The sequence below is a fragment of the Thermopirellula anaerolimosa genome (assembly GCF_054657335.1).
Genome location: NZ_BAAHYX010000006.1, coordinates 1,692,642 through 1,713,782 on the forward strand (window position 1 = coordinate 1,692,642; position 21,141 = coordinate 1,713,782).

Sequence of the window (21,141 nt, forward strand, 5' to 3'; positions counted from 1 at the left end):
AACCCGGCGTTCGGCATCTACCCGCCGGCGGACTGCTGCTGAGCAAGTCTGCGCTCGTACATCTCCCGCAGTCGCTTCTTTTCTTCCTTGGTCAGCTTGCGGCTGACGCCGGCGGCCGCAGACAAGTCGGAATTACCGGAGCCTGCGTGGCCGGAATCGGCTAGGGTCGGGTTGCCGATTCCGCTGCCCTGCGGAATCGACGATCCCGACTCGCTTGCGCGAAAACGGTTCGCCTGAAAGCCGGTGTTCGCACCCGGCGACGGCGCCGACTCGGCGTCTCCCGAGCGTGGCACGCTCGCAGGGTAGACGTTGCCGAAGCGCGGGTCCGAATTCTGCGCGGGCGAAGGCACGCCGGGCGACTGAAAACCGGGGGCCGGCCCCATTGGGCGGAAACCGTGCACGCCGCCGTTTCCCGACGACGGCGTCCCGGCGTTCGGCTCCGAATTCCACCCGTAAGTTCCGGCGTCCCCCGTCGAGTTGGCCCAAGCGGCGGTTTGCGGCGCCGGTTGAAAACCCGGGGGAGGATTCGGAAGCGGAGTCGTCGCCCGGTGCGTTTCGGCGTAGGCCATCCCCGCCAAAAAAGCGTTCAATCCTCCCGAATTGGTCGGCGTCGGCACGGTTGATGGGGCGACCGGATTGCCGAAAGAGGGGGTCGTCGGAATGACGGGAGCCACGATGACGGGAGGGTCCAAATCGGATCGCTTGGTCCGCCCCGCCGCGGCGGTCCGCCGGCGAATGACGCGTTTCACGGCCCGACTGCGATTCCGGCCGTGCGGTGGATGAATGATTAGGAAGTCTCCCCGTTCCAACGCGGCGTCCACGTCGTCGGGAAGCCCCCGCGGATCCGACGTCCCTGCGGTTTTCGGCGATTCCTCGTTTCGCCGCCAAAGGAGTTCGCGAAATGTGTTCAGCCGGGCATCCGCGTCCGGGTCGGAGTCGCTTCCGCGGTCATCCTGCAACAATCCGCGGAGCAAACGCTGAGCATGGCAGGTCAGGGCCATCAGTAACAGCCAGTGCCCGGCCAGTTCGGGCACCTCTTCCCACAACTCTCGATTCGGAAACAAGGGAAGCGGAAATTGCGGTACCGCTTGAACTGCCGCCGACAAGAGATAGGCACCCGCCGCACCGATTAGAGGCAGAATGGCCAAAATCGACCGCCGGGAGGCCATCGCGAACACGGCACGGATCCCGAACGCGAGCAGCGCCAGGCCGTATAGCAGCATCCAAACGAATTGCGGCGGAACACGACCCCAATGGTCGGCATGTGCGGCCAGAAACCCGGTCAGCAGCGAGTGGAGACCCACGGATTCGTCCAGCCCCATGACGAAGCACAGCAAGGCCCCCAACAACCACGCCTTCGAGGGCGCAAGATCTTCGTCCTCGGCCAGGCCTTCCAGCCACCAGACAATGATGCAGCACAAACCGCTCGCCGTCAGTACTAGGGTCGAGAACCAGCTTGCGACGTTGCCGGGACCATCCAGCGTGAAGGCGTGAAGGGACTGCGACGTCCAGGATGGATGTTCGGCGCCAAGGCCCAGAAACAACCCCACCAAAATCGAGATTGCCGCGGCTCCTGTCAAGAACATCCCGAAAGGATGCCCTCGCGAGGGGAGCAAGTCGAGCGCCAAGGGCAATTGGTCGAGGATGATCCAGCGACGCAATTCCTCGTGCGAGATGGGAACCGCCAAGGAGTTCAAATCCTCAGCTCGGCCGGACCCGCGTGGCGGACCGTGGCCGCGAGGTTGCGCGTCGCCGGAATTGAAAAAAGATGACCCCATCGCCTTGCCCGAAGCTACGGTCGTGACGGCATCCAGCCCGGCTTACGAGCGGAAAGTTTCGAACCTTTCGGTCGATCCAATCGCGACGGCCAAGCATCGTCGAAAAAGAGCTTCGAAGCCCTTATCTCCTCATCGTCCGTACGGATGGAACGTTGTGCACTGGAACATCTGCGATCATCTATATTGCCCATTTTTACTCCGAATCCGTGTCAGATCACTGAAATACCCCCCTTGGTGCAAGTAAACCATTCTTTAGAGGGAAAATTCGAAAATGAGAATTTGCCGCTGTTGGACGGCCAAGCGACCGGCATCGGGCGCATCCCTTCCCAGCGCTGGTGGAGTCGCCAAGCGGAACATCGCGCGTGCCTCTCGGACCCGCCGGCCCAAGCCGACTGCCCCTAGGCCAATTTCCTGCTTCAGATTGTGATTCACAAAAACCTTGCATCACAAAATCTAATTCATAAAATACCGGGTATCGGAGCATAAAATCGCCAATCCGCAGCTCGTGCTCTTTGAACGTGGAAAGGAGGTGAAACCACCGCAGTTGGGCGCGGCGCGATGCTGCTCCGACCGCTAATCCGGTGGTCCGTTCGTTCGGTCTTGCTTGTCTTATCCGCCTGACTCCAAAACATTCCCAAATGTGACGGCAACTGCCGGCGGAAATGTTCGAGTCTCATCTTTCGTTCAAATTAAGGAGGTTGTGCCATGAGGAACCCAACTCAGAGGTCGGGTGTTCACCCCATCGTGGCTCGCGGTTTCACCCTGGTGGAACTACTGGTGGTGATCGCCATCATCGGGATCTTGATCGCTCTACTCTTGCCGGCGGTCCAAGCCGCCCGAGAAGCCGCGCGAAGGTCCCAATGCACCAACAATTTGAAGCAGTTGGGATTGGCCCTGCAAAACTATCACGACATCAACAAGGTCTTTCCTTACCGCAAAGGGGGAACCAACACCGGTTGGCCGGGCTTCACTGGAAACTGGGACGGAAACGGCTATCGCAAGTCCGGTTTCATTCCCATCCTGCCGTTCATCGAACAGCGGGCGCTGTACGATCAGATCGCGGCGGGCGATCCGACCGGCGCGACCAACGGCGGCACTCCCGTGGCCCCGCACGGTCCCCGAGGCTGGCAAGGCTGGTCCGTTTGGAACGACGCCCCCGACGCGTTGCTTTGCCCTTCCGACAACGGCTATCCCGACAAGCGCGGGCGGTATAACAGCTATGGTTTCAGCATCGGCGATCAGATCGAGAGCATTCGCGATGCTCAGGACGTTCGCGGGATGTTCGCGAACCGACGGTGCTACAGCATGGCGGATGTTACGGACGGGACGAGCAATACGATCGCCATGAGCGAAAGGCTGTGTGAGCAGCGCAGCCCGCGGGGAAGCCCCGGACCCGCCACCGTCGGTGCACGCCAGGTCGAACACGTCATGGCCGTTGCGATTGGAATCGGAGGCTTGCGCACGCAACCCAGCGCTTGTTTCACTACCACGGACGGCAAGTACTATGTCTCGGGGACGGGCGTCCAGGGCAGGTGGGGGCAAGCGTGGACGGACGGTCAGCCCATGTACGTCGGCATCAACACAGTCCTTCCGCCGAATGCGCCGGCGTGCTCGGAGGACGCGAGTAATTACGGCGACCAGGTCCACCTCGTCCTCCCGCCCACCAGTCGGCACCCGGGCGGGGTGAACTGCGTCTTCGTGGACGGCTCCGTGCGATTCATCAGCAGCACCATCAACACCGGCAATTTGGCGGCGGGGGTAACTCAGACCTTGAGCGGTCCCAGCCTGTACGGCGTTTGGGGCGCACTCGGCTCCAAGTCCGGCGGCGAAACGACATCCTATTAATGAAGCGAACGGAGAGCCACCAGCGTAAGCTGGTGGTGTTTTTTGCGCCCCAGCGTAGATCACGGAGGCACCACCAGCTTACGCTGGTGGCTCCAAGTTGTTTTCAGACCTCCACCACCAGCTAACGCTGGTGGCTCCAAGTTAGTTCCACATTTCAACCGCCGGCGCGAATCCGCGGTCGCGCCGGCGGCTATCCTTAGTTACTCTTCAACGTCACGGGGATTTGGTCGATCTTCGCCGCCAGGATGAAATCGTTCTCGGATAGCCCGCCTACCGCGTGGGTCCAAAGCACAATCGTCACGTGCCGGTATTTTTCCAGGTGTAGGTCGGGGTGATGCCCCTCGGCCTCCGCTAATTCCCCCACCGCCTGGAAAAACCGGAGTCCCTCGACAAAGTCGCGGACCAGCCACTCTTTTCGGATGGCACGACCGTCCTCGCTGAGACTCCAACCAGATAACTCGGCCACGGCCTGTTCCGCCTCCTCCCGAGTCATTGCGGGAATCCCCCCCTCACAGGGCACACACTTCTTTCCAAGCCAAGCGTTTTGCATCATCTATGCCCTTTATTCAATGCCTGCAAAATCCACATCACGGACATTGCAGCATCCATGGAATCTTACTCAGCCTGAGTAGCCCCAACCGGTACAACCGGCGTCGTCTCCACTCATCCCGATTCGAGACGATGGTAATTTCCGGCGGCGCTCCGTTTCCCTATCTCTAGGGCAGGTTTTCGGTGCAAACGCCCAACAATGATGTTCCGGCAGTCCTCGGCGGGAGTGAAATTGCGAGCTAAACTTTTGTGATAAGCAAACAGATGACGTTTGGCGATTTCGAACCGGAATAACCCCACCATAGCTGGGGTGCCCAAGAAAAACTCGAGAAAGCCGGGGGAGCGACGGGACTCTTGGGCAAAGCCGTGCCTGCCAGGTGGCACCAAGGCTTCGCTCAACGTGGCGTCTCCCGCCCAAAGGGGGTCTTCGTGAAAATCTTGTTGGCGAGTAGTGAAGCCGTGCCCTTCGCCAAGACCGGCGGACTAGCCGACGTCTGCGGCACGTTGCCCTACGCCCTTGCGGAGTTGGGCCACGAAGTCGGCGTCATCATGCCGGCCTACCGCGCGGTTTGGTGTGCGGGCAAACCCATTCGTCCCCTGGGTCTGGAGTTCATCGTCCCGGTCGGCAGCAAGACGGTGTCCGGCCAACTGCTGGAATGGTCCGGCGACGTCCCCGGCGTGAAGTACTACTTCGTGCGGCAGGATTATTATTACGACCGCGACGAATTGTACACGGTTCACGGCCAGGACTACGCCGACAATTGCGAACGATTCGTCTTTTTCTGCCGGGCGGTCATGGAGGCGGCGCGACTCTTGGATTTCCGTCCGGACATCCTGCACGCCAACGACTGGCAGACGGGATTGGTGCCGGTCTATCGCCGGACGCTCTACGCCCACGCCCCGGAGTTCCAACGAACGGCGTGCGTGTTCACGGTCCACAACATGGCCTTCCAGGGCGAATTCTGGCACTGGGACATGCTGCTGACCGGTCTCGATTGGAGCTATTTCAATTGGCAACAGATGGAGTTCTACGGCAAGCTGAACTTCCTCAAATGCGGTTTCGTTTTCTCGGACGCCATCAACACGGTCAGCCCGCGGTACGCCGAGGAGATTCAGACGCCGCAATTCGGCTGCGGTTTGGACGGGGTCCTGCGATCCCGCCGCGACGTGCTGCGCGGCATTCTTAACGGCATCGACTACGGCGCGTGGAATCCGGCGACGGATCCCGAGATCGCCCGGAATTACGATGCCGACACGGTCCAAGAGGGAAAACCCCGCTGCAAAGAGGCGCTTCAGGCGGAGATGGGACTGCCCATCGAACCGCGAACGCCATTGGTGGGAATCGTGTCGCGGTTGACCTTCCAAAAAGGCTCCGACCTCTTGGTCGGCGTCTTGCCGGACTGGCTTGCCCGGGAAAACGCGCAATGGGTCATCCTGGGCAAGGGCGAACCGGCGGTGGAACAACAACTGCTCGATTTGGCCCGCGCCTTCCCCCATAAGCTTTGCGTACGCCTGGAGCACTCGGAAGCCTTGGCCCGCAAGATTCAGGCAGGGTCCGACATGTTCCTCATGCCCAGTCGCTTCGAACCCTGCGGTTTGACGCAACTCCAGGCCTTGAAGTACGGGACCGTCCCCGTCGTGCGAGAGGTCGGCGGCCTTGCCGATACGATCACCGACTTTTCGCCCGAATCCTTGGCGGACGGATCGGCCAACGGCTTTCGGTTTGCCGGCGACGACGGCGAAGCGTTGTCGACTGTGCTCCGCCGCGCTTGCGAGGTCTATCAAGAGGCCGGCACATGGTACCGGTTGGTCCGCAACGGCATGTTGCAAGACTGGTCGTGGCGTCGCACCGCTCCGGAATACGACAAAATGTATCGGGGGACGCTTCGCCGACTCTATCCCGATGCCGAACTCCCTTGAAGCGAGTCGCAGCTTGCGGCATGCCTTCGACGGGGGAGCGGAACGGCTTCCCAAGTCGTTGCATCACCGCTCGAGGCAATCACCCCCGACCTCGACCCTCGCAGCGGATCGTGAGATCACGAACCGTTGCCGGGAACGGCGGGGACTTCCAGGTTGATTTCCGGCCCCGGCGCGGGCTCGTCGTCTTTTTGATTGGAGTCGGGCGGCGCGGCCGAGTTGATCGCGTTGCCTGGGGGAGCGTTCTCCGCTCCGCCGCCCGGCGCCCATTGGGGAGCGTCCATCTCTTCGTTGCCGGTGTCGGAGACGTCCAATTCCTGCCGGGTTCCGTCGGGATAGGTGACGGTAAGCGTCGTCAGCCCCCATGTGCCGGCGATCATGCGGCCGATGACGTTGACTTCGGCCTGCCCCTTGGGACCGCGCACCTTGAATGTGAGGTTGGCACTGCCGGAATTGTTTTCCACCTTGACGCTTCCCATCGGAATCCACGAGGCCGCCTCGATAGGCTCCCCCAGTTTTTCACGGACTTGCGGATCGTTTTGCACTTTTTGCAGGGCCGTCTTGTAGGGCGACAGGGATCGCATCCCCAAAAACCCGACTCCCAGGAAGATGCCTGCGCACAGCAAGATCGCCAGGACCACGACCAACCCGATTACGGCCAAGATCGCCGTAACGCAACCGCAGCCGGAGGAATGCTGCCGTCGAGGAAGAGAGACGTCTTGACTGAACTCATCCTCTCGGCCCATCGTGTCGTTGAAACTCATCCGCGAAACTCCTCGCCAGAGAGACCGCAACCTGCTATCCGCCGCCGACCTCGCACCCAGGAGGTTCCCCCAAAGCCTAGCGATTTTGCCTGTTTTTCACAAGTGAACGTGAACTTGAACGGGAACGAGCGGAAGCTTTGGCCCGGTGTTTGCGCCGCTTGGGGGCGCCGTATCTATCCCGCGGCGGCGAGATAACCTAAGATGCACGACGTTGGCAAACACGTGGAAACCGCGTGGGCGAGGTCGCCGCAGCTACCGAGTTGCCATTTCGGGCACCGTAGGTTTCCGCCGACGCTAGCGGCGCGACATCCGGATCGCTTGTTAATGACAACCACAGCAGGACCGTCGTGAACTTGGTACGCCTCATCATCGTCGCCGCAGTGTTGTCGTCCGGGGTCATGGCGATTCCGTGTCTCGGCGAAAAGTATTCCGAGTGGGAAAAGCCCGGCCGCGACCGGATCGAGCGTTTGGTTCGCGACGGCGAAGTCGTGGGAATCGCCGCAGGGTGGATCACACCGCGGGGACGCTCGGTCTTCGGATTCGGTCGGATCGCGAGCGACGGCGAAGATATTCCCGATGAGCACACCGTATTCGAGATCGGTTCGGTGACGAAGGTCTTCACCTGCTTGATCTTGGCGCAGTTGGTGGAAGAGGGGCAACTGAGCCTCGACACGCCCGTCAACGAGTTGCTGCCCGCGGACGCCCGATTGCCCGATCACGAGGGCGAGCCGCTCCGCCTCGCCGACTTGGCGACGCACACCTCCGGCTTGCCGCGTCTGCCAAGCAATTTGGCCCCGGACCTGCTGCTTTGGCCCAATAACCCGTATGCCCATTACACGACGGAGCGTCTCTACGCGGCGGTTCGCTCTACCGAATTGCTCGCGCCGCCGGGCAAGGAATACCGTTACAGCAATTTCGGCGTGGGTCTGCTGGGGCATGTGCTGGCGCTGCAAGCGGGCGAAGATTACGAAACGCTGGTGGAGCGACGGATTTGCCGGCCACTCGGTCTTAACGATACGACCGTGACCTTCCGCGACGGAAAAGAACGCCGCACCGCCAAGGGGCATCGCGGGGCGGGAGTGCCCGTGCCGGACTGGGATATTCCGGTTCTAACCGGGGCGGGCGGATTGCGTTCGACCGTGCACGATCTCCTGCGGTTCGCGGAGGCGCAGATAGACCCCGATTCGACGCCGTTTCCTCAGGCCGTGCGATTGACGCACCAGCGCCGCGGAACCATCTCGAAGACGCTAGGCATCGCTTTGGGTTGGCACATTCTGGTGCAGGACGGCATCCTGTGGCACAACGGTCAGACGGGAGGCTATCACTCGTTCGTAGGATTCGATCCCAAGGCCCGAGTCGGTGTGGTGTTACTGGCCAACTCGGCGACGGACGCGGTGGACGCCTGCGGCTTCGAGGTCGTCAAACTGTTGTCCCGGAGGCCCGGCGGCGATTCCTCCGATGAATCCTCCGCCAATTCAAACGCACCGTGAGCCGATGCGGTGCGTCGCTGCCGGCGGGCTCAAACGCTTCACGGACTTGCCGTGAGCGACCGGGGCGTCGTGTCGGTTGCCGTCCGCGGGGCCATGCAAGTACACTACAATGACGCGATGAGCCGAGACGCTCGCTCGCGACCGGCAACTTTGAAGCCAGTGCCATTCGCCAAACAACACGGCCTCCCATGAACGGCGGAGATTACGACATCGAAGGTCTGGCCGAGTATTTGCACTTGACGCCGCAGCAAGTGCTTCGACTGGCCGACCGCGGCAAGATTCCCGGGCGCAAAGTGGGCGGCCAGTGGCGATTCTCGCCGTCCGAGATTCATCTTTGGCTGGAGCAGCGGATCGGTCTATTGACCGAGGATGAAGACCTGGTGGCGATGGAGTCGCAACTGCGCGACCGTCGGGCTAGCTCCGGTGAAATCCGCATCGCCGATTTGATCCCGCCGGAGGCGATTCAGGTGCCCTTGGCGGCACGCACGCGGAATTCGGTCGTTCGGGCGATGATCGACACGGCATGTCGAACCGGTTGGCTGTGGGACCCGGAGGCGATGCGCGAGGCGGTGCTGGCTCGCGAGGAAATGCATCCCACGGCACTAGAGAACGGCGTGGCGTTGTTGCACCCGCGGCGACCGATGCCCAGCATCCTCGGCCAAGCGTTCGTCGCTTTCGGTCGGACCATGAGCGGAATTCCTTTCGGCAGCGAAAGCGGGGTGCTGACGGACTGCTTCTTCCTTCTATGCTCGGTGGATGAGCGAAGCCATCTCCGCACCTTGGCGAGGCTGAGCCGCATTCTGACGGTGCCCGAATTTCTGCCTCACCTTCGCGAGCTGGAAAGTCCCAAGGAAATCCTTGACTGGATCGCCGAGACGGAAGCCCGGCTTTGAAGGAATCGTCCGGCGAATCCGACCACCGAACACATGCAAGCTTAACGATGATTGTTCGCGAGGCGATCCCGCAGGTAGTCGCAAGTGCTCGCGCTTGACCGCTGGAAACCCGGTGCCGCAACAAGTAACATTAGGGCGTCCTTCGAGGGCGGCGCTCGGCTTGATTTACCGGCGGAAGACGGTGTCATCGGTTCGTCGCCCACGCCGTCATCGCTCTACAGACGCCGGGTCTCGCTGCGAACGCACGGCGTACCGGTGATTCCGCGGGGTCGCATCCGGCATGGAACCTCGACCGAAGGATTGTTACGACAATTTTGGGAGAATCGCAATCATGTCCGGCAACTTGAAAATGCGTGATCTTTTCACGATCGGTTGGGCACTTTTCCTGTTCTGGTGTGCATGGCCGGCGTCGCCGCAATCCGTGTACGGCGAACTGACCGCGGAGCGCACCGAACGCGGCGTCACCATCAGCGTGGACGGTAAGCCCTTCGCCGAATATCGCATCGACCTGGGACCGAAACCGATCGTCTGGCCTTTGATCGGACCGACCGGTCAACCGGTGACCCGGGATTATCCGATGGCCGACACCCCGGGCGAGACCCGCGATCACCCGCACCAACGGTCCCTCTGGTTCACTCACGGCGACGTCAACGGCCTGAGCTTTTGGGAGGAGGCTCCGGGACGCGGCGTCATCAAGCATCGAGAATACGTCCAGGTTCGTGGGGGACCCGACGCGATCGTCGTCACACGCAACGATTGGTTGACGCCGGAGGGGAATCGGGTCCTTAGCGACACGCGACGACTGCGGTTCGCGGCGGCCGATGACATGCGAATCCTCGATTTCGATATTCGCCTGACGGCGGCATCCGGTCCCGTGGTCTTCGGAGATACCAAAGAAGGGACGTTCGGTATCCGCGTGGCCGAGACCATCCGCGTCGATACGAAGAAGGGAGGCCGCATCGTCAACAGCGACGGGAAAACCGATGCCGAGGCGTGGGGCAAGCGGGCGGCATGGGTCGATTACTCCGGTCCGGTCGCGGACTCGATCGTAGGGATCGCGGTACTCAACCACCCGACGTCCTTCCGATTTCCCACCTATTGGCACGTCCGCACGTACGGGTTGTTCGCCGCCAATCCCTTCGGGTGGCACGACTTTGAGGGGAAGAATGACGTAAACGGTTCGTACCGATTGGCGGAAGGAGAATCGATTGTACTGCGTTACCGCGTCATCCTGCATCGCGGTCGCGCTGATGAGGCGGGCATCGCCGAAAAGTTCGCCCAATACGCGGCGGAAACCCCCGGGGAGCTTCCCTGACGGTTGCCTTGTTTTCGCCCAGGCGCGGGCGGCAGGCCCGGCACCCGGCAGGGTCGTGTCCATCCCACTGATTGGCGTTCGAGTGAAGATGCTTCACAGACGTCGCTGAGCGGAAGGGCACGCCCCTCTATTTAGCGGTTTCACGTCTACCACCCGTCGGACGCCTTGCAAGCCTGGGGTGTCTTTCGATATACTTACCGGTTCCGATGGAGACCCACTCCGCTAGCGTAGCTCAATTGGCAGAGCGGCTGACTTGTAATCAGCAGGTTGTGGGTTCGAGTCCCACCGTTAGCTCTGGCGTCGATTGAGCTGAAGACGGATGGGGTATCGGATGGCCGACGATCCGCCATTCAGTCGATTTGCACTGGGGCGAATTGCGGCAGCGAACGATTACGTTGGGGGGTTTCCCGAGCGGTCAAAGGGGTCAGACTGTAAATCTGATGGCACTGCCTTCGCAGGTTCGAATCCTGCACCCCCCACTGGGATGCCGAACATCGACGCCGGGGATCGGTGGAGCTTGACACGCCCGTACAAGATGGGACAATATGCGCTTTTCCCGTTCGCAAAGGCGGGAACGGCGGCATCTATAGGTCAAGCCGACGTCGGCGTGAGGCGAAAGAGTCGTCCTCCAGGCCGGGCGGGTGTAGCTCAACGGTAGAGCAGTAGCCTTCCAAGCTATTGACGGGGGTTCGACTCCCCTCACCCGCTCCTTAATTGTTTTTGGGCGGTCCGGTTTTCCTGGTGCCGGCCGCGGGTTTGCGGCGGACCGACAAGTCGGAAAACCATATACCCACCGGCGATGCGAAGGCGAGAGCCGTCCGTGACGGATGCCGGTGACAGAGAAAGAATCGGTCGCTGCTGTAGCTCAGCCGGTAGAGCGCGTCCTTGGTAAGGACGAGGTCATGGGTTCAAGTCCCATCAGCAGCTCTTGGACTCGGTAGGCCGGGCCGGCGGCGAGCCAGGCAGCATCAAAGTATCCGCTTTACCAACAGCACGGAGACTTAGGACGAATGGCTAAGGACGTATTTGTTCGCTCGAAGCCCCACGTGAACGTGGGCACCATCGGTCACATCGACCACGGCAAGACGACCCTCACCGGAGCGATCTTGGCCGTCCAGTCGAAGAAGGGCTTGGCCAACTTCAAGTCGTACGCCGATATCGCCAAGGGTGGTACGGTCCGCGACGCCACCAAGACGGTGACGATTCACGTGGCGCACGTGGAATACGAGACCGAAAATCGCCACTATGCCCACATCGACTGCCCGGGTCACGCCGACTTCATTAAGAACATGATCACCGGTGCGGCTCAGATGGACGGTGCCATCCTCGTGGTCTCCGCCGCCGACGGTCCCATGCCGCAGACGCGGGAACACGTCCTGCTCGCCCGTCAGGTGAACGTGCCGGCCATCGTCGTCTTCCTGAACAAGGTGGACCTGGTGGACGATCCCGAGTTGCTCGACCTGGTCGAGATGGAGCTTCGGGATCTGCTGAACAAGTACGACTTCCCCGGCGACGAGGTCCCGATCATTCGCGGCAACGCCCTGGGTGCCTACCAGAATCCGGAAGACCCCGAAAAGAATAAGTGCATCCAAGAGTTGATGGACGCGATCGACAGCTACATCCCGGAACCCACCCGGGCGGTCGATAAGCCGTTCCTGATGGCCGTCGAAGACGTCTTCTCGATCGAAGGCCGCGGAACCGTGGCTACCGGTCGAATCGAGCAGGGCATCATCAAGCCCGGCGACGAAGTCGAAATCGTCGGATTCTCGCGCGAGTCGCGCAAGACCGTCTGCACCAGCGTGGAAATGTTCAACAAGACGCTGGAAGAAGGCATCGCCGGCGACAACGTGGGCTGCCTGCTCCGCGGCGTCAAGCGTGACGAAATTGAGCGCGGTCAGGTTTTGGCCAAGCCGGGCTCCATCACCCCGCACACCGAATTCGAGGCCGAGGTGTACATCCTCTCGAAGGAGGAAGGCGGTCGGCACACTCCCATTTTCGCGGGTTATCGGCCGCAGTTCTATTTCCGCACCACGGATGTGACGGGCGAGATGAGCCTCCTGGGCGGGGCCGAAATGTGCTTGCCCGGCGAAAACGTCAAAATCAAGGTGACGTTGATCGCCCCCGTGGCCATGCAAGAAAACTTGCGATTCGCCATTCGGGAAGGCGGACGTACGGTCGGCTCCGGCGTCGTCACCAAGGTGCTGAAGTAACGGCGATTGCCGCCGCCAAATCCGAGGGAAGTGACTTCTCCGCCCGACTCGCCTTGACGAGCTGGGGGGTGGGCTGTCACAATGAATTGCCCGACTCGAAATAGGCGTTAATCCGCCGCAGTCGGTAGGGAGTTCCCCGGAATTGCGGGTAGGGGTGTAGCTCAATTGGTAGAGCACTGGTCTCCAAAACCAGCGGTTGGGAGTTCGAGTCTCTCCGCCCCTGTTTGCTTAAGGACCCAGACGGATGCCAATCGAGGCCCTGCGGTCCCCTGAGTCCACGGCGAGTTACCGTCTCATGCTTCAGGTCGCCAGCAATCGAAAGAATTACGGCGTGAACGCCCTGCTCCAAGAACTGTTCCGCACGACGCTCTACAAACGCAATCAAGGACGCGTCGTCCGGCAGAGTACCTTCGCCGCGATCGTGGTCATCATCGTATTCGGTGCATGGCGGCTAGGTCTGAGTTTGGGCGCCTGGGGGCTGGCGCTGGAATGGCAGTTCGGCCTTCCCGCCGTTTTGATCGCGGTGGGGGCCTGGATCGCCTTCCGTTTGGTGAATGTGGCCGAGGTCGCGGATTTTCTCATCTCCGTCGAGGCGGAGATGCGTAAAGTTTCGTGGCCGAAAGGGCCGGAGCTGATTCGCGGGTGCGTGGTGGTGCTGGTGGTGATCTTCAGCCTGGCCCTGATCCTCACCGTATACGATTTGTTTTGGCGTAGCTTCTTCGGCTGGCTCAACATCTACTGACGAGTGACGATTTCTGCTGCCGAGGCGCCTTCAAGTTCCAACGGCGGCGGTCTTCGCCGCGATGGCGGATTACCAGGTATTCAAGAAAAATATTCGGCGGCGGGGTTTGCGAAACGCCGCGGCGAGGGTTACAATACACGATTCCCCGCCGATTTTCAGCCGGTCCCCTCGGGTCGGCGTCCCCATCCCAAGCGAGTGTCTGGGATTAGGTTTGCGGGTGAATTGGACTCGATTTGGCGGATTGGACTTCATGGCCGTGGACCCCGAAAACCCGTCCAACCTGGAAGGATTCGAGCCTCAGGCGGATTCGGTGCCGGAGTCCGGCGATGCGGCCGATCGGACCGCGCCGACTGCGGAAGGCGGTCGGAAAAACGTCGATGCGGCGGAAAGTGAAACGCCGGAGGCCGAGGCGGCCCGCGATGATGAATCCGATGCGGCGGCGAGCGATTCCGGCGACGACGAAATCCCTCCCAAGGAATGGTACATCCTGAAGGTTCAAACGAACCGCGAGGATACGGTCCGCGAGGCGCTGCTTCGTAGGATCAAGATCGCGGGAATGGACAAGTATTTCGGCGACATCATCGTCCCCGTCGAGAAGGTCACGGAATACAAGGGCGGTCGCAAGAGGGTCCTCCGCCGCAAACTGTATCCCGGCTATATCGTGGTGCAGATGGCGCTGACGGAAGATGCCTGGTTCATGGTTCGGGAAACGCCGGGGATCGGCGACTTCACCGGGGCCATCGGACGACCGACCCCCATGTTGCCGCATGAAGTTAGCCGCATCCTCGCCAAGGCGGCGGAAGAGAAGGCGCAAGAGGCGCCCCGTTTGAAGATCGGGTGCAACGTGGGCGACCGCGTGAAGATCAACGACGGTCCCTTCGCCACCTTCGAAGGAGAGGTCTCCTCGATCGACGAGGCCAACGGTCGGGTGACTGTAGTCATTAGTATTTTCGGGCGAAGCACTCCCGTGGTGTTGGAGTATTGGCAGGTCGAGCGAATCGCGTAAGAAGTTCTCGCGAGCAACGTCATCCTCGGAAGAGGGGGCGGATTGCGGCGAATTGCGTACACTACGAGGCGGTCAGCGTAGGACTGGAACGTAAAAATGGCTAAGCAGCTAGTGGGTGTGGCAAAATTCCATGTGCCGGGCGGACAGGCGACTCCCGCCCCGCCGGTCGGTACGTCGCTCGGTCGTTTCGGAATCAATTTGGGGCAATTCGTCCAGCAGTTCAACGAACGGACGCGGCAGCACCTTGGCATGCGCATCCCGGTCGTCGTCCGCGTTTATAACGACCGAAGTTTCGAGTTGGAGACCAAGAGTCCGGTCGCCGCGGACCTGCTTAAGCAAGCGGCGGGCATCGCGAAAGGCGCATCGAATCCCCCGAAGGAGAAGGTGGGGAAGGTGACCCGGGCGCAAATCGAGGAAATCGCCAAGGCTAAGATGGCGGATCTCAATGCCCGAGACATGGAGCACGCCCGACGCATTTTGGAGGGCAGCGCCCGAAGCATGGGGCTGGACGTCGTGGATTGACGTGCGGCCCGGCCCGTTGTAGGTCCCATCCGATATTGAAGAACAACGTACGGTCGCCAAAGTATAGTATTTTCACAACCGCCAAGCGCGGCGGCGTCGCAAGTGCCGCCGGTGCCGGTGCGGGAGAGCCTGAAAGGGTTCGCAGACCATGGTAAAAGTGTCCAAGGCCTACAAGGCGATGGCGGAGAAGGTGCCGGGCAAGACGCCGCTCCCTCTCGCCGAAGCCGTCAAGCTTCTCAAGTCGTTCGATACCCGCAAGTTCGAACAGACCGTCGAGGTCGCCATACGCACCGGTATCGACCCCAGACAGGCCGATCAGATCGTTCGCGGATCCGTGGTCCTGCCTCATGGTCTGGGCAAGACGGTTCGCGTGGTCGTGTTCGCCAAAGGGGATCGGGTGGACGAGGCTAAGGCCGCCGGAGCCGATGAGGTCGGCGGGCCCGAATTGGCCGAGAAAATCAAAGGCGGTTGGCTGGAATTCGACGTCTGCATCGCCGCTCCCGACATGATGGGCGTCGTCGGCCCGCTGGGGAAGGTTTTGGGTCCCCGCGGGTTGATGCCGTCGCCCCGGGCTGGAACCGTCACCCCCGACGTCGGCAAGGCCGTTAAAGAGTACAAGGCCGGTAAGGTCGAATTTCGCAACGACTCGGGCGGTAACGTGCACGCCCCCGTCGGCAAGATTCGTTTCGACGACCAGAAACTGATCGAGAACATCCGAACGTTCATCGACTACGTGGCGAGCTTGAAGCCCGCGGCGGTCAAAGGTCAATACATCCGGGGAATCACCATTGCGGCTACCATGAGCCCCGGCATTCGCGTCAGCATTTGAGCTCCCGTCGGCGACGTTTCGCGATTCGGGATCGCCAATCCCCTCGCATGAGCTTTAGGGCGCAACGGCGGAGCGTACGGCCCAGAACACCAATTCAGGCGTGGGACTTTCGTCACCATGAGCAAGTTCGTTAAACAGCAAATCACCGATTATTACCGCCGCAAACTGGACGGCGTGGACGCCGCGGTCTTGGTCAACATGATCGGTCTCAACGGACCGAAGACCACGCAATTGCGGCGTGAGCTGGCACAAAAGAACATCCGCGTGATGGTGGTCAAGAATAACTTGGCCAGGCGGGCTCTGACCGGCACGCCGCTGGAGTCGGCCTTCACGGAGGTGTCGGGGCCCACCGCCATTTGCTGGGGTTCCACCGACATCGTGGCCTTGGCAAAAGAGGTGGTGCGACTGGCCGACGACGACACTTTCGCCCCCTTTGCCGCCAAAGGCGGCGTGATGGAGGGCGAACGACTCACCGCCGACCAGGTCAAGGAAATCAGCAAGTGGCCGTCGCGCGAGGAAGTTCTGGCGAAGATCGCCGGGCAAATCATGGCGCCGGCGGCCAATCTGAGCGCGTTGATCGGCGCCGTCGGGGAAACCCTCGCGGGTCAGATCAAGCAAATCTCGGAAAAGGACGCGGAGAAGGAAACGTCGGCCGAGCAACCGGCGACGGCGGGAAGCGAGGGCGAGACGCCCGCCCAGGCGTGACGCGGCGGTTCATGGCGACGGACCGGAAGGAACCGCGAACGTCGCATCCATCCAACGTATTCGGCGAAACTTGGAGCGAGGGGGAAGGGCTACCTGACGCTCAAGCGAATGAGGGTTTTTCGAGGAAAGGATCGGTTCTATCATGGCAAGCGATGCTGCGGTTCGTGAGTTCAGCCCCAAGACCAAGGACTTGGGCGAGCAAATCTTGAGCCTCACCCTGAAAGAGGCGAAGGAATTGACCGACTATCTGGAAGAGGTCGGTGGGATCAAGCCCGCCGCCGGCGGTGTGGTGATGGCCGCCATGCCCGGTGCGGGTGATGCCGGCGGTCAGGCCGCCGCCCAGGAAAAGACCGAGTTCGACGTCGTGCTGGAAAACTTCGGCTCCAACAAGCTGAAGGTCATCACGGCGGTCCGCTCGCTGATCCCCGGAATCAGCTTGGCCGACGCCAAGAAGCTGGTCGAAGGCGCCCCTTCCAAGGTCAAGGAAGGCGTCAGCAAGGAAGAGGCCGAAAAGGCCAAGGCGGCCTTGGAAAAGGAAGGCGCTACCGTCGCCATCAAGTGATCGATGGAATGGATCGGCCGATCGTCTCGGCCTCCGCGGACGTCCGCAATCGGGGCATCTTAGGTTAGCGCGTCTTTCTTTTTCGGATATGCCAACGGATGCGCGTTGACGCGATTTCGAGCGGGAGCCTGGTATTCGTGACGAGTCTGGGCCGATTGTTGCTTGCTGCGCCCGGCAGGTCCTAAAGCGACAATCGGCGCCGGACTCGTTCTGTGTTTCTTGCCTCTGCGCATTTGGGAGGATGAGGTCTCAATGGCGATTTCTTCACGACGCCGTCTGGAGCCTACCACGACACGCGTGTTCGGGAGCCGGCAAAGCCAGTTTCCCATTCCGGAACTGAGTAAGATTCAAACCGAGGCCTACAACCGCTTCCTCCAGGCCGACGTTCCTTGGAACAAACGTAAAGACCAAGGGCTGGAGGCGTTGCTGCGCGAAGTCTTTCCCATCGAGACGTACGACAAGTCGACTCGCCTGGAATACATCCGTTACGAATTGGGAAAGCCGCGATTCACGCCGCAGGAGTGCCGTCAGCTCCGTTTGACCTATAGCCGCCCCCTCAAGGTCTGGTTGCGTCTGACCAAGGATCAGCCCGTCGAGGAGGAGGTGGCGCTCGGTGAACTGCCGATCATGCTGGGCGGTGGCGAATTCATCATTAACGGGGCGGAACGCGTGATCGTCAGCCAGTTGCACCGCAGCCCCGGTATGGATTTCCTCGAAGCAAGGGAAAAAGACAGCGACCGCAAAATCCACAACTGCCGCATCATTCCGGAGCGGGGAAGCTGGGTCGAAATCATGCTCTCCCGCCGCGAAACACTATCGGTGCGCATCGACCAGAGCGGCAAATTCCCCGCGATGACGCTGCTCCGCGCCATGGATCCCGCTTTTAGCGAGAACACGGCCATCCTCCGGGCGTTCTTCGGGGACGAAATCAAGGAGGAGTCGATTGTCGACGGGCGTAGCGCTTCCAAATTGGAAGGCAAGATCGCCGTCGAGGACGTCGTCTATCCGGCGGAAAGTCCGAACGCGGGCGAGATCATCGTCGAGTGCGGTCAAAAGATCACCAAGACGATCGCCGAGCAGATTTGCGCTTCCGGTCTCAAATCGGTGGCGGTCATGCCCGCCCTGAAGAACCCGCTGATTCTCAACTCGTTGGCCGAAGATCCCACCGCCAGCCACGAAGAGGCCTTGTTGCGAATCTATCAGCGTTTGCGGCCCGGCAACCCCGCTCAGTTGGAACGGGCGAAGGCCTTGTTCCATGAGAAGTTCCGCGATCCCAACCGGTACCGCTTGGGGCGCGTGGCCCGTTTTCGCATCAACCGCAAACTCGGCCTGAACGTGCCGGAAGACGAGATGTGCCTGCGTCCGGAGGATTATATCGCGGCCATCAAGTACCTGGTTCGGTTGCGAAGCGGCGATCCCACCGCGGAACCCGACGACATCGACCACTTGGGCAATCGCCGGGTGCGGACGATCGACGAGTTGGCGGCCGAGGAATTGCGCAAAGGCTTTTTGAAGCTTCGCCGCACGGTGCAAGACCGCATGGCGTACAACGACGCGGCGGACATGACCCCGCGAAGCCTGATCAACGCCAAGAGTGTTTCCGCGGCGATCGAGTACTTCTTCGGTCGCGGCGAGTTGTCTCAAGTGGTGGACCAAACCAACCCGCTCTCGATGTTGACGCACGAGCGGCGTCTGTCGGCCTTGGGACCGGGCGGATTGAATCGCAAGCGCGCGGGCTTCGAGGTCCGCGACGTGCACTCCTCGCACTACGGGCGAGTCTGCCCGATCGAGACCCCGGAAGGTACCAACATCGGATTAATCTCCAGCCTCGCGATCTACGGGTCGGTGGATGAATACGGCTTCTTGATCGCCCCGTATCAGGTGGTCAAGAAGGGAGTTTTGCAAGACGAGATTCGCTGGTTGCGCGCAGACGAAGAGTACGATGCGTACCTGGCGCCCGCCGATACTCCCGTGGTCAACGGCAAGATCCAGGGGGACAGCCTGGTGGCCCGATACCGCGGCGACTTCATCATGGTGCCCACCGATCACGTGCAATACATCGACGTCTCGCCGGCGCAAATCGTCGGCGTTTCGGCGGGCCTGATTCCCTTCTTGGAGCACGACGACGCGAACCGGGCCTTGATGGGATCAAATATGCAGCGGCAAGCCGTGCCGCTCTTGGTCACCGAACCTCCCTTGGTGGGCACGGCCATGGAACGGCGCGTCGCGGAAAACTCCAGCTTGGTGGTCCGCGCCAAGCGAGCCGGGACCGTTACCCGGGTCGACGCCGAACGCATCGTGATCGACGACACGGACGAATACCGCCTGGAGAAATTCGTCGGGCTGAACGAACGGACCTGCCAAAATCAGAAACCGATCGTCCGTTTGGGCCAGAAGGTCGAAAAGGGCCAAGTCATCGCCGACGGGGCCGCGATCTGCAACGGCGAGTTGGCCCTGGGACGCAACTTGCTCGTGGCGTTCATGTCCTGGGAAGGTTTCAACTTCGAGGACGCCATCATCATCAGCGAGGAATTGTTGCACGAGGACGTTCTGACCTCGATCCATATCGAGGAATTCGACGCCGAGGTCCGCGAAACCAAACTGGGCCGTGAAGAGTTCACGCGCGATATTCCCAACGTCAGCGAAAAGGTCTTGCGGAACCTGGACGAGAACGGCATTGTGCGGGTGGGCACGCACGTCAAGCCGGGCGATATTCTGGTGGGTAAGATTACGCCCAAGTCCAAGACGGAACTGACGCCCGAGGAAAAGCTCTTGCACGCCATTTTCGGGCGCGCCGGCGAAGACGTGAAGAACGATTCGCTGGAGGTCCCGCCCGGCGTGGAGGGCATCGTCATCCATACCGAAAAGTTCGCCCGTCGCATGAGCCTCTCGGAAGAGGAGCGCAAGGAGTTCGAGCAACGGGTAAAGGAGATCGAGACCGAAGGCAACGCCAAGATCGCTGAGGCCTTCGGCAAGCTGGTCGCGGCCGTCGAGGACGCGCTGAAGACCCGCCTGACCGACGAGGAGGGCAACCATCTCGTCGAGGGCCAGGAGCATCGTTACGTCGCGGAGCAGGCTCAGCGATTCAACATCGATCGCCTCGACATCCGCACGGATCGGCTCCGCAAGCAGGTCGAGAAGATCTACGAAGAACTGTGGCCCGCGGTCGAGGCCGCCATCGACACCCGCGATCATCAGCTCAATTCCATGAAGCGCGGCGATGAGCTGAAGAGCGGCGTCCTGCAAATGGCCAAGGTCTACATCGCCACCAAGCGGCAGATCTCCGTGGGCGACAAGATGGCGGGACGTCACGGAAACAAGGGCGTCATCTCCAAGATCGTGCCCAAGGAGGACATGCCCTTCTTGGCGGACGGCACGCCCGTCCAGATCCTGCTCAATCCCTTGGGGGTGCCTAGCCGCATGAACGTCGGCCAAATCTTGGAGACCCACTTGGGTTGGGCCGCGGCCAAATTGGGCTTTCGGGCCGTCACTCCCGTCTTCGACGGCGCCGACGAAGACAGTATTCGCGCCTGCCTCCGCGAGGCCGGCCTCCCGGAAAGCGGCAAAGTGACGCTCTACGACGGTCGGACTGGTGAACCGTTCGAACAGCAGGTCACCGTCGGTTACATCTACATGCTGAAGTTGCATCACTTGGTGGACGACAAGATTCACGCGCGGGCGACCGGGCCGTACTCGCTCATCACGCAACAACCGCTGGGAGGCAAGGCCCGATTCGGCGGTCAGCGATTCGGGGAAATGGAAGTCTGGGCACTGGAAGCCTACGGGTCGGCGTACATCCTGCAAGAACTGCTGACCGTGAAGAGCGACGACGTGGACGGTCGCACCAAGATTTACGAATCCATGGTGAAAGGGGAGAACACGTTGGAGGCCGGCACGCCCGCCAGCTTCGACGTATTGGTCAACGAGATTCGAGGTTTGGCCCTCAACATGCAACTGGAAAAAGGCCCCAGCGTGTGACGGCATCGGAGCGGATCCGCCGTCCGCACGCGTCGC

At 61.2% G+C, this 21,141-nt stretch carries 16 protein-coding genes and 5 tRNA genes; 18 read left to right on the forward strand and 3 right to left on the reverse strand.

The genetic code is table 11. The annotated features are described in order from the left end of the window. Positions 1-17: 17 nt before the first annotated feature. Positions 18-1,688 (reverse strand): MFS transporter, encoded by a 1,671-nt coding sequence (locus ACYQ6J_RS12160; protein ID WP_460184457.1) that lies wholly within the window; start codon positions 1,686-1,688, stop codon positions 18-20. Positions 1,689-2,483: 795 nt separating this feature from the next. On the opposite strand from ACYQ6J_RS12160, the gene ACYQ6J_RS12165 reads away from it, so the two are divergent. Next, positions 2,484-3,623: a DUF1559 domain-containing protein gene (locus ACYQ6J_RS12165; RefSeq protein WP_460184458.1), complete on the forward strand. Its 1,140-nt coding sequence runs from the start codon at positions 2,484-2,486 to the stop codon at positions 3,621-3,623. 196 nt (positions 3,624-3,819) lie between these two features. Here the strand turns inward: ACYQ6J_RS12165 and ACYQ6J_RS12170 are convergent, their stop codons facing one another. Then, the gene (locus tag ACYQ6J_RS12170; RefSeq protein WP_460184459.1) at positions 3,820-4,116 is read right to left on the reverse strand and encodes a 4a-hydroxytetrahydrobiopterin dehydratase; all 297 of its coding nucleotides are present in this window, start codon (positions 4,114-4,116) and stop codon (positions 3,820-3,822) included. Positions 4,117-4,601: 485 nt separating this feature from the next. Here ACYQ6J_RS12170 and glgA point away from each other — a divergent pair, with 485 nt between their 5' ends. Continuing rightward, positions 4,602-6,092: a glycogen synthase GlgA gene (gene glgA / locus ACYQ6J_RS12175; protein WP_460184460.1), complete on the forward strand. Its 1,491-nt coding sequence runs from the start codon at positions 4,602-4,604 to the stop codon at positions 6,090-6,092. A gap of 116 nt (positions 6,093-6,208) precedes the next feature. On the opposite strand, the gene ACYQ6J_RS12180 is transcribed toward glgA, so the two are convergent. Further along, complete coding sequence (locus ACYQ6J_RS12180; protein ID WP_460184461.1) at positions 6,209-6,853, reverse strand: cytochrome c oxidase assembly factor Coa1 family protein; 645 nt, start codon at positions 6,851-6,853, stop codon at positions 6,209-6,211. Between the two features lie 347 nt (positions 6,854-7,200). Here ACYQ6J_RS12180 and ACYQ6J_RS12185 point away from each other — a divergent pair, with 347 nt between their 5' ends. The 16 genes from ACYQ6J_RS12185 to rpoB all read left to right on the forward strand — a co-directional run bounded on the left by ACYQ6J_RS12185 (position 7,201) and on the right by rpoB (position 21,105). Further along, a complete protein-coding gene (locus ACYQ6J_RS12185; RefSeq protein WP_460184462.1) occupies positions 7,201-8,343 on the forward strand; it encodes a serine hydrolase domain-containing protein in 1,143 nt (380 codons plus the stop codon). Positions 8,344-8,531: 188 nt separating this feature from the next. Continuing rightward, on the forward strand, positions 8,532-9,236 hold the full coding sequence (locus ACYQ6J_RS12190; protein WP_460184463.1) for a PTS sugar transporter subunit IIA: 705 nt from the start codon (positions 8,532-8,534) through the stop codon (positions 9,234-9,236). 331 nt (positions 9,237-9,567) lie between these two features. Then, positions 9,568-10,551, forward strand: a complete 984-nt coding sequence (locus ACYQ6J_RS12195; protein ID WP_460184464.1) for a DUF6807 domain-containing protein — start codon at positions 9,568-9,570, stop codon at positions 10,549-10,551. Between the two features lie 221 nt (positions 10,552-10,772). Further along, positions 10,773-10,845, forward strand: a tRNA-Thr gene (locus ACYQ6J_RS12200). A 103-nt stretch (positions 10,846-10,948) separates the two neighbouring features. Next, positions 10,949-11,030, forward strand: a tRNA-Tyr gene (locus tag ACYQ6J_RS12205). Between the two features lie 158 nt (positions 11,031-11,188). Beyond that, positions 11,189-11,259: transfer RNA gene (locus ACYQ6J_RS12210), tRNA-Gly, on the forward strand. 146 nt (positions 11,260-11,405) lie between these two features. After that, positions 11,406-11,478 (forward strand) — tRNA-Thr (locus tag ACYQ6J_RS12215). An 83-nt stretch (positions 11,479-11,561) separates the two neighbouring features. After that, positions 11,562-12,761 (forward strand): elongation factor Tu, encoded by a 1,200-nt coding sequence (tuf, locus tag ACYQ6J_RS12220; RefSeq protein WP_460184465.1) that lies wholly within the window; start codon positions 11,562-11,564, stop codon positions 12,759-12,761. 150 nt (positions 12,762-12,911) lie between these two features. Then, a tRNA-Trp gene (locus tag ACYQ6J_RS12225) sits at positions 12,912-12,984 on the forward strand. Between the two features lie 21 nt (positions 12,985-13,005). Next, positions 13,006-13,503: a preprotein translocase subunit SecE gene (secE, locus tag ACYQ6J_RS12230; protein ID WP_460184466.1), complete on the forward strand. Its 498-nt coding sequence runs from the start codon at positions 13,006-13,008 to the stop codon at positions 13,501-13,503. Positions 13,504-13,720: 217 nt separating this feature from the next. Continuing rightward, positions 13,721-14,509 carry a transcription termination/antitermination protein NusG gene (gene nusG / locus ACYQ6J_RS12235; RefSeq protein ID WP_460184467.1) on the forward strand — a complete coding sequence of 263 codons (789 nt, stop codon included), beginning with the start codon at positions 13,721-13,723 and terminating at the stop codon, positions 14,507-14,509. A gap of 96 nt (positions 14,510-14,605) precedes the next feature. Then, on the forward strand, positions 14,606-15,031 hold the full coding sequence (rplK, locus tag ACYQ6J_RS12240) for a 50S ribosomal protein L11 (protein ID WP_460184468.1): 426 nt from the start codon (positions 14,606-14,608) through the stop codon (positions 15,029-15,031). A gap of 148 nt (positions 15,032-15,179) precedes the next feature. Continuing rightward, positions 15,180-15,860, forward strand: coding sequence for a 50S ribosomal protein L1 (rplA, locus tag ACYQ6J_RS12245; RefSeq protein ID WP_460184469.1), 681 nt, complete (start codon positions 15,180-15,182; stop codon positions 15,858-15,860). 117 nt (positions 15,861-15,977) lie between these two features. Beyond that, entirely contained in the window at positions 15,978-16,565 is a 588-nt protein-coding gene (gene rplJ / locus ACYQ6J_RS12250) for a 50S ribosomal protein L10 (RefSeq protein WP_460184470.1), read from the forward strand. Positions 16,566-16,707: 142 nt separating this feature from the next. After that, complete coding sequence (gene rplL, locus ACYQ6J_RS12255; protein WP_460184471.1) at positions 16,708-17,127, forward strand: 50S ribosomal protein L7/L12; 420 nt, start codon at positions 16,708-16,710, stop codon at positions 17,125-17,127. Between the two features lie 252 nt (positions 17,128-17,379). Further along, a complete protein-coding gene (rpoB, locus tag ACYQ6J_RS12260) occupies positions 17,380-21,105 on the forward strand; it encodes a DNA-directed RNA polymerase subunit beta (protein WP_460184472.1) in 3,726 nt (1,241 codons plus the stop codon). The last annotated feature ends 36 nt before the right edge of the window (positions 21,106-21,141 follow it).